We start from the raw sequence: 11,533 nt of genomic DNA, 5'->3' as shown, positions 1-11,533 counted from the left end.
ATGTGTAAGTCGAGGATGATCAGCGGCTTCCAAGGAGTTGCCACTATGCAAAATTCGCGCTGAACAAAGGGCCGCAAAGGGCCGCTCACACCAACCGCTTGGTCCGTTCCGCCACTCTCTGAACCATCGAAACACCTGCACCACCCGCTTGCCGTATCCCGGCCCCTGCAATCTCCGCATTCGACCTGGTCCCAAACCGCGCCCGTGCCCGCGAGCCTTTGGTTCCGATCAAGCCCTTGGCGAACCCGCCAGGACCGGGAATGCTTGGCGGCCCGACCATCATGAAATTGCCCGAGATTGAACGGACGATCAGCGGGGTGGCGATGATCATGCCGCCTGCGAGGAATATCATCATGAAGAAGGGCACCAGCGCGCCGATGTTGCTTGCGCCGGACGGATCTCCGAGTTCGGTCATCAGCGAGCGCGACATCCCGACGACCGTTGAAAACACACCTGCGATCACGAGAGGGTAGAGCGCGTAGGACACTGTGCTCGATAGCCAGCGGTGGAAATAGTCCTTGCTGACGTCGAACAGCGAAAGCGCGATCATGATGGGGGCGATGCCGATCATGAAGGCCAGCATGATCTTTGCGAAGATCAGGACAAGGCCGCAGAGCGCGCCGATGACGCCCAGAAGAAACGCACCAATCGCGCCGATAAGAGCCCCAGCCATCCAATGCATGTTGTCTCCGGCGGCGTTCAGGTAGTCGCCAAATTCCTCGATGAGATCGTCGAAGGCCTCGGCAAAGTAAGATGCACCTGCGCCGCCGCCGCCAAGTCCTGCCACCATGCCGCCCGCGAGCTGGTCGAGTCCGTTGATGAGGGCACTGGCTACTGCGTTGAATTGGACCCAGTTCATCGCAAAGAGGGAGATCAGCATGAGCTTCAGGGAGAACCAGAACGCGGTCCGCCCATCCATGGATTTGTACTGAAACACCATGTTGAGGAAGACGCCGATCACGGCGAGCGTCGAGGCCACGGCAATGACACCGCCCAGCTGACCGGCGACGTTGCCAAATGTGGTTTGGGCTGCGTCGTTCAGAAAGTTGTCGGTTGTCTCAACCATCCAAGTGACGACGCCCATTGGGTGCTCCTATGCTTTCTCGGTCGGTTTGACACGCCAGATGTCGCGTTTCAGGAAAGCCTTCAGGATGTGTTCGCCATCGAAATCCGGCATGACGGAGACCAACTCCCAACCATCCTGGCCAAGAGCGGTCAGCTGCGCTTCGATCTTCGGTGGCTTGGTTTTGGCGGTGTTGATCTGTTCAATCTTGTATTCAAACATGGGCTGTTTCCTTCGAATGGGCCGGATCAATCGGCAGGTAGAATTCGGTGATGCCGCGCGTGCCTTCATGGCGACCGGCCTGGATAATCACATCGATCGAGCGAGTGATGTAGTCGTTCATGTCCTGGTATGTCATGGGCACATCGGTTTTCAGGGCGGCGATCGCTAAGCGTTGAACAGCCAGTTGCGGTGTTTCGGCGTGCAGCGTGGTGAGTGAGCCACCATGACCTGTGTTGATAGCCTCAAGGAAGGTCATAGCTTCTTTTCCACGCACTTCGCCCAGGACAATACGGTCCGGGCGCATGCGCAGGGTGGAAGTCAGCAGGACATCAGCGCTGCGCGTGGCTTCATCGCGATCAGACATTAGCGTGACGGTATTGGGTTGCGTCGGACGCAACTCAGCGGCCTCTTCGATGGTAACGATGCGCTCGTCGGCAGGCACGAAGGAGAGGATCTTGCGCGCCGTGACGGTCTTGCCGGTCGAGGTCCCGCCGGAAACGATCATGTTGAGCTTGTGAGTGACGCAGAACTTGATCGCGGCGTCGATGTCGCCGGTGGCCACGACATCTCGCAGCTCGGCATTGCGTTGTCGCCTTGCGCTCTCATTGCTGCGCTCTTTTCCGAACAGGTAGGACAGCTTGATCTGATCCAATGGCAGGTCCGCAAAGAACCGCAGCGAAATCGCGTAACCGCCATCGACAGCGGGGGGCTGGATGACTTGCGCGCGGATCGGGCGGTCGCGATAGGTGATGCTGACCGAGACGATAGGCTTGGTCCGGCTGAGCGTGGTGTTCGCGGCGGACGCAATCTGATTACCCAAGTCCTTGATCTCGTTCTGCGAGAGCTGTCGACTGACGCGCCGCATAAAGTGATCCCCCTGAAACTCGGCCCAAAGCGTGCCGTCAGGGTTGATACAAAGCTCGATCAGCTTTGGATCGCGCGCTTCGAGGATCTTGTCCATTGAGCTTTGCAGATAGCTGGCCGCCATGATCAGAAAATCTCCAAATCGCGGTCGACCATCACGGTGACGCGGGCACCATGATCCACATAGATCACGGGCGAGACGGAGAGATATTCGCCAATCACGCTTTGAGCGCTGTCTTGCAGGTCTTCGCCAATACCCTCTAGCACATCTGAGGTGATCTCATCTTCGGTGTTCTGGGCTGCCACGGCGGGCAAGGCTCCGATCAGCGATATTAGGGCGGCTGACCCGAACCGCGTGCCAAAGCGGCTGTCGACGAAACCAGTTGTGCCGGAGCGCCCCAGTTCGTCGCCACCGAATGCGCTGATTTCAACGGTTTGGTTGCTGGGTAGAATGATCCTGTCCCAGGCGATCGTCACGCGTTGCTGTGCGATATCGAGGCCAGATTGATACCGTCCAATCAGCCGCGCTCCGCGTGGGATCAGGATTCGCGAGCCGTCATACGCATGGACATCTTCCGATACCATCGCGCGGACCTGACCGGCGAGCGAGCTGTCGATTGCGGTCTCCAGCACGGCCTGGATCATCGTGCCCTGAACAACGGTGTTTGACGGGTTCACGATCAACTGGGCCTGCGCCACCTCAGCGGGTTCAGCGCCATTGCGGACAAAGTCTGTGTCGCCATCAAGCCGCCGCTGCTGCGCGGCGGTCTCTGCATTGCCGGTGCCCGAACCGCCAAAGGCGATGATTGGGCTAGCAATACGGGCTTGAAGTTCCTCAAGTTCGGCTTGCCGCCGCCGCTCGAGCTCTTGAAGACGCAGCTCTTCGGCCGTGTGGCCGGTTGGAGCGGGCGTGCGCGGGGTTTCCAGGCGCGCAAGTTCCAGATCATTCTGCAGTCGCTGGATTTGTCGTGCACGTTCTTCCAATTCCTCGCGCAGGGCGGCCTGTGTTGCAGCTGCCTCACTGCGCAGGGCATTGATCTCTGCGCCCAGGGAATCCAATGCCTCGAGGTCGACAGTTGGGGCTTCAGCAACAGGTGCGTTGCGCAGGGTTTCAAGTTCTTCCCGCATGGCGTCCATTTGCGCGCGCAGCTCGTCTGTTTCGCTGTCTGGTTCTGACTCTGCTGGAAGTGGCGATGCGTCAATCGGTGCAGGGGTTGGTTCAAGGTCTCCAAACCCCGGACCGGCCGCTTGGAATTCATCCGGTGAGGCTGTTTCCAGGCTTTCGGGTTCAGAGCCGCCAGAGAACAGCAGCAAGAGGCCGCCAAGGGCGGCGATTGCCCCAATGCCGAGCGCAACGGTGATTAAAGACGGACGCGCCTTTGGGTTTTGTGGTTTTCCTTCAAGCGCTTCGAGGCGTTTCTTAAGCTCAGCTGTTTCACTCATCGTGGTTTGCCTCGCTCATCTCTTGGACGCAAATCTCGTCCTCGCCGAGCCTGAGGACCCATCGATCGCTGACACCTGACACGCGGATCACACCGTCTGGCCGCACGAGCGCATTCACGCTGCGCTCATTGCCACCGGACCAGCGAAAGATCGCGGGTAGCGGCGCGTTTGCGGCGAAGCGGAAATAGGTGAAAGTTCCGTCGTCCCAGATTTCGCGCGGGGTGATCTCGGATCGTGCGCTGACGCCGTAGGCGTGGTTTGCAGGCTGGCTTGCGGCTACACGCGATTGTTGAGGGGCCGCCTCGGGATAGGTAAAGCGGATGACATAGAAGGTCGGCGAACTCGCCTCGGTGACGTTGAAATAATAGCTGCGCCGGTTGGTGTAGACGGTGATGTTGGTATGCGCTCCGCTCGTGACAGGCTTGATCGCAAAGGCCTGGCCGCCGGGCACGCCGTCCAAAAGGAAGCCTTCAGTGTCGCCCGCAATGATCGAGCGGATGGTCTCGCCCTGGCCAAACTCGATGCTGGTCACATGGGTTAAGCTGGTGCGGATGCGGTAGACCTGTCCATCCTGATAGGTGGCCAGCCGGACGCGGGCATCATAGGGGCCTTGTCGTGGCTGCGTTTCGGCAAAGGCGGTGCCAGCAAGCGGAACAATGAAGACGAGGATCAGGAACAGGCGACGCATGGTTTACTCCAGACGATCCGAGCGGATCGCGTATTCGGTGACAGTGAAGCCGAAAGGGTTCTGCCAGACGTCGTCGATCGACCGGCTATTCTCGGGCCGAAACTCAAACATCAACGTTGCGGTGAAGAGCCCGTTTTGAGAGCCGCGCGGCGAGTTGAGCCGCTTGCGAAGACGCACTTGGGCACGGTTGGCGCTGATATGAGTGATCGACAGAACCTCAACCTCAAGCCGGGCATCTGCGCCATAGCTGTCCGGTGGATAGGCCTCATGGCCGCTGGTCCAAAGCGCGCGCAGCCCTGCGGCGGCCGCACCGTCCGACTGGTCCAGGACCCGCCGCACCCGCACGTCATTGTCGAGCTGATTGTATGTCTCTCGATCAATGACATAGCGGTAGACCTGTGCCTCGATGATAGCGGGGCGTTCCGTGAGTGAGACCGCTTCAACCACGGCATTGGGGAGGGCCATGCCGGTTTCGCTATCAAAAGGCACGATCATGGGCGGCGGGTCCGCGTCGAACAGGGCGACAAGGGCAGCAGCTAGGCAACCTGCCATGCCAAACGCCATGCCTGTCAGCCCCAGCTTCTGCCACATGAGCTCTCGTCGTCGTGCGCCGTAGACGAGCTCTTCTTCGATAATTTCTGCCTCACTGTTCATGGCGTCAGTCCGCGCGCAGGTCTGGCAGGGTGAAGTCCATATAGCGGCGCTCTTCGGCCAGGGTGGCGGCATCCACGACGCCGGATTGGCCCGCACCGACGGTCTGAATAGCTTCGAGCTCCCACATGCGCGTCATGGCAATCGCCAGCTCGGCCGTGACGCGGGTGTTGTGATCGACGGCTTCCTTGAGCGTTTCCATGTCGGGGATTAGCGAGACCAGCTGCTCGACCCGTTCCAAGGATTGCGCGGCCTCGTCATAGCTGTTTTCAGCCGCTGCCGACATCACCGCCCCGGTGCCCGCCTGGCTAGCGATGCGTTCCGCCCCTGGATTGCCGCTGCTGGCCATGTCAGAAAGGGTATCTTGGTCAAAGCCTGCATCCTCCAGAGCTTGCGTCATGCGCCCTTCCATCTGAGGGGCCGCGTTGCCGATGAGGCCGCTGAAATCGCCGCTTTGGATTTGCCGGATGGTGCCAAGGAGGTCGCCGAATTCCTGATCGAGAAGCCCATCGAGATCACCACCCATGGCCATTTCAATGATATCCGTCGCGCCGGTCAGGGCTGCGTAGGTCTCATTAAGCGTGTCGAGTTGCTGCTGCACCAGATCGAGCTGTTCGAGAAGCGTGTCGAGCTGGTCGGTCTGGATCCCAAAATCCTCCAGCATTTGCTGCAGCTGGCGAATTTCCTGCGCGATGTTGCGTGTGTCGACCGTGGGAACGCCTTGGGCAAACAGGGGTGAGGCAACCAGCAACGCGCAGGTGGCAACGGTAGAAAGAAAGCGGATCATCGGAGAGCCTCCAGATCAAAGTGCATGAAGTCTTGTTCGCGCACCTGGGCGGCTGCCAAAGCCAGCTCTGCCGCGCTGAGCGGGCGGGTATGAGCGGCCTTGAGGCGCGTGCGAATTGCGAGCAGGCGAGCGAGCTCGGCCCGCGCGTAGGTATTGAGCGACATGGCCGCGTGAATGTCGTCGGTCTCACCAATGCGGGTGATGATGTCCTGCACGCGCAGCGCAGCCGCTTGCACCGAGACCAAGGAGAAGTCGCCATAGACGCCTGCGCCGAACGAGTTCAGGCTCATGGTGGAGTTGGCGAGCAGAACCGGATCAATTGTGCCGAGTGCATCAACACCGCCGACGCGTGCAAGGTAGAGATTGTAGCGTTCGGGGATCACCTGAACGTAGTGCTGGGTTTCGGCAAAGGGCGGCACGCCGCCGTAGCGCTGCACATTGCCAGGACCGGCATTGTAGGCGGCCAGCCCGTGAATGATGTTGCCGTCAAACATGGCCAGCATCTGAGCCAGGTAGCGCGCGCCGCCGGTGACCTGGATGTAGGGGTTTTCGTAATAGGCTGGATATATCCCGAGATCCTGCGCCGTGCCAGGCATGATCTGGGTCAGGCCAAATGCACCAACAGGCGAGCGCGCGCCGATGGTGAAACGGCTTTCTTGCCAGATCAGCGCCTGCAACAGGCAGCGCCATTGCTTGGGCGAGAGACCCGCCGCACGCACGCCGGACATATGGTGCGTTTCCTGAGCCGCGCGAATGATCAGCTCTTCGATCGAGCCGGAAGCATCGCCGAACATTTGGGCTGCGCCGGGGTTTGGGTCAACCGGGCCGTAAAGCGTCTCTGCGGCGCTTTCAGGTGATGAACCAGCTTCCAAGCTCGCGATCAGCGCGCCTGAGTTCCCGCTGGCAAGCGTCGAGGCATCAAGAATGTCTTCCAGCGCTTGAAGTTGTTCTTGTTCCAGCTCTTCAAGCTCTTCTTCTTTGGTCAACCGATCCCGCTGGAGCGCCAGATCTTGTTCGCCCTGCTGCAACACGCGCTCACGCTGCAGGAACATGCCCGCATCGAAGGTTGGCACACCTTGGGCAAAGGCCAATGGCGCGGCAAGCGACAACAAGCCCGCTAGGATATGCGGGCGAAAACTATTCACTCAGTCCACCAATCGGCCCGAGCGGCTCGAAATTGCAATTACTGCGACTGACCTCAGCAAAAGAGTTGAAGCATTCAGCTTCTGACGGCCGGTATTCCGCACAGGCTGTCAGGGTCAAAAGGGTGAGGGTCAGCACGCACAGTCTACACATCAATCTGTCTCCAAAATTCGGGGTTCTGGCGGTAATCCGCGCCCACCAGCGCTTCGCCTTTTTCCATGCCGCCAAGGATCGTGAGGTATGGGCCAAGGGCGTTGAGATCGGCATCGATAACGACGGAGCCTTGATCGTCGCGCACCAAGGCCAAGCGGGAGTTACTGCCTGTGCCAAGCAGAACGCTGAGCTCTTTCTCTGAAAGGCCCAGCATGGTGTAGTCGCTTGCCGAGGCGCGGATATTGGGAAGCAAGAGTTGCGTCGGCACGGCCTCGACAATCGTCTTGCCGGTGCGGGTTTTCTCAAGCTGGCTTGCGTATTGGGTCATCATTACGACGACCGCGTTTTGTTTGCGCGCTGTGACCAACCAGTTGCTGAGCCGGTCTGCGAAATACGGGTTGTCGAGCGCCTTCCAGGCCTCATCGATGATGATCAGCGTCGGTTTGCGATCCTCGATCACACGCTCCACCCGCCGAAACAAATATGACAGGACCGCCATGCGTTCTTTCTCGCTTTCGCTGTCGAGAATTCCGGTTAGGTCGAACCCCACGACATCGCCGTCGAGCGAGAAGGTATCCTCAGAGCTTTGCCCGAAAATCCAGCCAAAGCGGCCATCTGCGGTCCATTCCTGGATCCGCTCGAACAGATCCCCTTCATCTGCCCCGGCCACAAAGAGTGAGGCCAAATCCTGCCAGTTGCGCAACGCGGCATCGCTCGCCCCGGCGTTCTGGCGCGTCACCTCTTGAATGCGGTTGATCTGAACCGGGCTCAGGGGTTTGTCGGTGCGATGCAGCAGCGTGGCCAGCCAATCGGAAAGCCAGGCTTGCCCGCGCCCATCGATTTCGGTGCGCAGCGGGTTGAGACCTGTCGCTTCTCCTGCCTTGATAGCGCTGTACCGCCCGCCATTGGCCCGCACCGCCATTTCCATGCCCGCGCGATAGTCGAAGACAAAGACGCGCGCGTCGCAGCGCCGGGCTTGGGTCATGAGGAATGCAGACAACACCGACTTGCCAGAGCCAGGGCGGCCGAGGATCAAGGTATGTCCACCGGTTGGCTCTTTGTCCGGCTGACCCGTCTCATGATAGTTGAACAGGAAGCCCGAGCGTTCAGGCGTCGGGAACAGGGTAATCGGTTTGCCCCAAGGCACTTTGTGTCCGGGTTTGCCCAGTTGTCCGCGATGAAGCGCTGCGAGGTCGGCAAAGTTCGTATTGGTGATGGCGGCCTTACGGCTGCGCATCTGCCCATTGCCCGGATGCTGCGCGAAATAATGGGTCCGAGCCGCAAAGCTCTCGTTGACCAGATTGACGCCTTCACTGGCTGCGATGTTTCGCACTTCGGCCGCGATAGCCTCCAGCTTTTCCTCGGTCTCGGCGAAAACCGTGACCGTCATGTGATGATCGCCAAAGCTGAGCCGTTTGGATTCCAGATCGTCCAGCGCGTCGACCAGTTCTTCAGCAAGAGAAATCGCGCCATCATCGCTGGCCTTCATCAGGCGCTGTTGCCGCTTGATCCGGCTGGCCATGATGTTGCTGTTGATCGGTGTGAAAGAGTGCGTGACCACCATGTCGACAGGCAGGTTTAGCTCATCGAACATGGTGCAGTTGGTTTTGGCTGGATAGGTCTTGATCGCGAAACTGGTGCCAAACCGCTTGCCCGCCGTCCCATCGTCGAGCGTAAAACCTCGTCCCTGAAAGGTGACACGGGTATTGGCCACATCCTCGGCAATGATGCCATAGCGGGATTTTGCGAAGAGCGGACGCTCCTGGCCAATATTGAGCGCTCCGAGGAACCCGAGCAGTTCGCCGCTCTCAGCCCCAAGCAGGCGCGGGTTCATCTCCGCGAAGGATGAGAGCAGAAACCCAACGACTTCCTCGAGTTTGCGCAGCTGCTTTGCCGTCTGGTCTTTCAGCTGAGCGATCGCGTCTGAGCGCTTCAGGCGCAGCCGTGCGCCGAGGGGAGGACGTTTCAGCACGGTGAGTGTGAGCGTCTTGTCCCGCAGACCCGCCCGCGTCATCGCCGTTTGCCAGCGGGTATCCAACTCTTGCGCAAACCCTTCATTTGGCACCGGTGGTAAGGCGGTCTCAATCGCTTTTGAGACCTTGTGGACGTAGAAACTGTAGTCTGACCCGATCTGCGCGATGATCGCGGCGAAGAGCGCGCGGATCTTCTCCAGATGCGCGTCATCGCTGGTCATGCTGTTGACCCCATCGAGGCAGATGCATTGGAACAACGCATTGCCGCGCGTGCGGATCGTCACGTCATTCACGAGGCTGACATAGGGCAGCATGCTGGCCATCGGCCGCTCATTGCGCGCCCAGTCTGGCAGCATGGCAAGGTCATCCGAAGGGTCATGGAGCATAGCTGTCCCCCGAATGGATCTTGCGGTTCGGGGTGGGCGGCGTTTCCTGCAGCGCTGTGACCATCACCTCAAGAAAGGCCGGATCCCAGTCAGCGGCTTTCCACAGCGCGGGATAGGCCAGAGCGGCGATAAGGATCACCGGCCAGCTCTGGACCCACAGAAACAGCAACACAAACCCGAAGAGCCAGACCATGGCATACATGATTGGCAAGCCAATGAGCTTCGGTGGCCGGATCAGGCCCAGGAAGAGGCGGGTTTGCGTTGCCATGCCGATTTTACGCGCCCCAGATTGCGGTCACGATGGTCGGTGCGGCCGCAATTCCTGCGATAGCGACCAGGACCCAGAGAGCCTGGCGGAAATCCAGAATGCCGAAGAGCCAGGAGAGGAACACACCGATGAGGGCTAAGGTGCCGATCACAATGCCCAATGGGCCGGTGATCGTGTCGACGATGCCTTGCAGAAGGTTCTGCACCGGCGAGAGATCGATACTCTGTGCAAGAGCGGGGTTGGCAATCAGCAGACTGGCCAGAGCCAGCGACAGGATCGTGCGGAAATGTGTGTGCATCAGGAGGCTCCAATCAGTCGATCACGCACGGTCATGACTCGGCGCACGTGATTTTGGGTTTCTCGGTAGGGAGGGATGCCGCCATAGCGCTCGACCGCGTTCGGTCCGGCGTTATAGGCGGCAAGCGCGAGTTCGGGCGTGCCGAACTGTGCCAGCATCATGAGAAGGTAACGAGCAGAGCCATCCAGGTTGGCCTGCCAGTCATGCGGATCTACGCCAAGCTGAGCGGCCGTCGCAGGCATCAACTGTCCAAGGCCAATCGCGCCTGCGGAGCTGCGCGCATTCGGGCGATAGGCGCTTTCGATCTCGATATTAGCTTGGAAGAGTGCCTGCCATTCGGAAACAGACAGACCCGCGCTGCGCAATGCCGGGTGCCCGCCATAGCGATGCGCGGTGCTTTCAAGGGCTGCAAGGATTTCGGGGCGGGGAACAGCGCGGGTTGGTGCGGGAGGCGGAGCTTCGGGCTCAGGAGCTGCGAAAACGATCAGTTCTGGTGGGGTTGCGCCTATCCCGTCTACATAGCTTTGTGCAAAACCTGTTTGGGGGGCTTTGCTCTCCAGCTGGCCATCAGCCCGCATGGAAAGCACGAAGCCTTCAGAATAGGCGGGGGCAGCAAGGAATGCTGCGAGGACGGCAAGTAACTTAGTCCGCGTTGTCCAGCTGATGCGAGGCGATCTTGCCTTCGACCATTGGGATTGAGACGATCGAAACGCCAAGGCCAGCAAGGAAACTGGACAAGCCGTTGATTGTCTTGAACTCTCGGGCAGCCATGTTGTTGCGTGCAGTGACGAGCAGGCGACGCGTCTCGCCATCGGGCGAGACGCAATGCACGGTCCAAACCCCGGACCACTGAGCACCTGTACGTTTGGGCGTAACCCGGCACACAACATCCGCCGAATGACCCTCGGCAAGCAGCGTGCGCAGCCCGTCTTCACTGACAACATTGGGGGCGTCTTGCATCAAATTCATAGGATCGAGCCTTGCAGAATTGTGCATTGGCCCGGCAGTCCCTCATGGACTACCCAACCGATACAATATTATAATCTTGCATTCAATAGGTGCAATTTGAGTTTTTGCGCCTTTCATGCGTTGAAACGAATTTACTGCAACGGAGTGGCTGAGCCAAGATAATATGGCGCTTTTGAAACAAACATGTGCGGCTATGATCGCCTTGATCTGGGGCTCTGCTGCAATCGCGGGCGCTTGCCTGCCACCTGCGCCACCTTGGATGCCTACCGATCTCGATGACGTGAGGGCCTATGCGGACCTGTTGAAGCACGATGCGGAGACGTATTTCACTGATGCCGAGCGGTACTTCCGTTGCCAGGACCTGGAGCATCGTGAGGTCTTCGAGCAAGCGCGCGTCGCCAGCGAAGACTACGCGCGTCTTTTGGAACTTCTGGACGACGTGAGGAATTGAAACCCGTCCTCACCTATAGAAAGATGCCGTTCAACAAAGCGGCGGCGAAGGCTTGATGTGCGGGACCTATCATTTAGCCACGTTCGTCCGTTAACGACCCAATACCGGATAGCAGCCATTTGATGGTGGGCATGGGACTGGCGTCGAACCTTCTCGATCTCGATGCGTCACTTG

Annotated in this window: 14 protein-coding genes; 1 reads left to right on the top strand and 13 read right to left on the bottom strand. The window is 59.4% G+C overall.

What is annotated here, in order from left to right; translation table 11 throughout:
* Nucleotides 1-85 precede the first annotated feature (85 nt).
* The 13 genes from C8N43_RS07445 to C8N43_RS07385 form a co-directional block, all read right to left on the bottom strand.
* Nucleotides 86-1,084 (bottom strand): TrbL/VirB6 family protein, encoded by a 999-nt coding sequence (locus C8N43_RS07445; protein WP_107844993.1) that lies wholly within the window; start codon nucleotides 1,082-1,084, stop codon nucleotides 86-88.
* Between the two features lie 9 nt (nucleotides 1,085-1,093).
* Complete coding sequence (locus tag C8N43_RS07440; RefSeq protein WP_107844992.1) at nucleotides 1,094-1,285, bottom strand: DUF4177 domain-containing protein; 192 nt, start codon at nucleotides 1,283-1,285, stop codon at nucleotides 1,094-1,096.
* A complete protein-coding gene (locus C8N43_RS07435) occupies nucleotides 1,278-2,273 on the bottom strand; it encodes an ATPase, T2SS/T4P/T4SS family (RefSeq protein ID WP_107844991.1) in 996 nt (331 codons plus the stop codon). Before C8N43_RS07435 ends, C8N43_RS07440 begins: the two co-directional genes overlap by 8 nt.
* Before the next feature lie 2 nt (nucleotides 2,274-2,275).
* The gene (locus tag C8N43_RS07430; protein WP_107844990.1) at nucleotides 2,276-3,592 is read right to left on the bottom strand and encodes a TraB/TrbI/VirB10 family type IV secretion system protein; all 1,317 of its coding nucleotides are present in this window, start codon (nucleotides 3,590-3,592) and stop codon (nucleotides 2,276-2,278) included.
* The gene (locus tag C8N43_RS07425; RefSeq protein ID WP_107844989.1) at nucleotides 3,585-4,280 is read right to left on the bottom strand and encodes a TrbG/VirB9 family P-type conjugative transfer protein; all 696 of its coding nucleotides are present in this window, start codon (nucleotides 4,278-4,280) and stop codon (nucleotides 3,585-3,587) included. Before C8N43_RS07425 ends, C8N43_RS07430 begins: the two co-directional genes overlap by 8 nt.
* 3 nt (nucleotides 4,281-4,283) lie before the next feature.
* Nucleotides 4,284-4,934, bottom strand: a complete 651-nt coding sequence (locus tag C8N43_RS07420) for a VirB8 family type IV secretion system protein (RefSeq protein ID WP_107844988.1) — start codon at nucleotides 4,932-4,934, stop codon at nucleotides 4,284-4,286.
* Nucleotides 4,935-4,938: 4 nt separating this feature from the next.
* Complete coding sequence (locus tag C8N43_RS07415) at nucleotides 4,939-5,718, bottom strand: type IV secretion system protein (RefSeq protein WP_107844987.1); 780 nt, start codon at nucleotides 5,716-5,718, stop codon at nucleotides 4,939-4,941.
* The gene (locus tag C8N43_RS07410; RefSeq protein WP_211308567.1) at nucleotides 5,715-6,863 is read right to left on the bottom strand and encodes a lytic transglycosylase domain-containing protein; all 1,149 of its coding nucleotides are present in this window, start codon (nucleotides 6,861-6,863) and stop codon (nucleotides 5,715-5,717) included. Before C8N43_RS07410 ends, C8N43_RS07415 begins: the two co-directional genes overlap by 4 nt.
* 143 nt (nucleotides 6,864-7,006) lie before the next feature.
* Nucleotides 7,007-9,373, bottom strand: a complete 2,367-nt coding sequence (locus tag C8N43_RS07405) for a VirB4 family type IV secretion/conjugal transfer ATPase (RefSeq protein ID WP_107844986.1) — start codon at nucleotides 9,371-9,373, stop codon at nucleotides 7,007-7,009.
* Entirely contained in the window at nucleotides 9,363-9,641 is a 279-nt protein-coding gene (locus C8N43_RS07400; protein ID WP_107844985.1) for a VirB3 family type IV secretion system protein, read from the bottom strand. The genes C8N43_RS07405 and C8N43_RS07400 overlap by 11 nt, the downstream gene beginning before the upstream one ends.
* Before the next feature lie 7 nt (nucleotides 9,642-9,648).
* The gene (locus tag C8N43_RS07395; RefSeq protein WP_107844984.1) at nucleotides 9,649-9,939 is read right to left on the bottom strand and encodes a TrbC/VirB2 family protein; all 291 of its coding nucleotides are present in this window, start codon (nucleotides 9,937-9,939) and stop codon (nucleotides 9,649-9,651) included.
* Complete coding sequence (locus tag C8N43_RS07390) at nucleotides 9,939-10,517, bottom strand: lytic transglycosylase domain-containing protein (RefSeq protein WP_107844983.1); 579 nt, start codon at nucleotides 10,515-10,517, stop codon at nucleotides 9,939-9,941. Before C8N43_RS07390 ends, C8N43_RS07395 begins: the two co-directional genes overlap by 1 nt.
* Before the next feature lie 64 nt (nucleotides 10,518-10,581).
* Complete coding sequence (locus tag C8N43_RS07385) at nucleotides 10,582-10,908, bottom strand: hypothetical protein (protein WP_107844982.1); 327 nt, start codon at nucleotides 10,906-10,908, stop codon at nucleotides 10,582-10,584.
* Nucleotides 10,909-11,101: 193 nt separating this feature from the next.
* Here C8N43_RS07385 and C8N43_RS07380 point away from each other — a divergent pair, with 193 nt between their 5' ends.
* A complete protein-coding gene (locus tag C8N43_RS07380) occupies nucleotides 11,102-11,359 on the top strand; it encodes a hypothetical protein (protein WP_107846283.1) in 258 nt (85 codons plus the stop codon).
* The last annotated feature ends 174 nt before the right edge of the window (nucleotides 11,360-11,533 follow it).

The organism is Litoreibacter ponti (assembly GCF_003054285.1).
GTDB classification, from domain to species: Bacteria; Pseudomonadota; Alphaproteobacteria; order Rhodobacterales; family Rhodobacteraceae; genus Litoreibacter; species Litoreibacter ponti.
The sequence above is the reverse complement of the archived record's forward strand: the minus strand, read 5'-3'. Positions and strand labels throughout refer to the sequence as shown.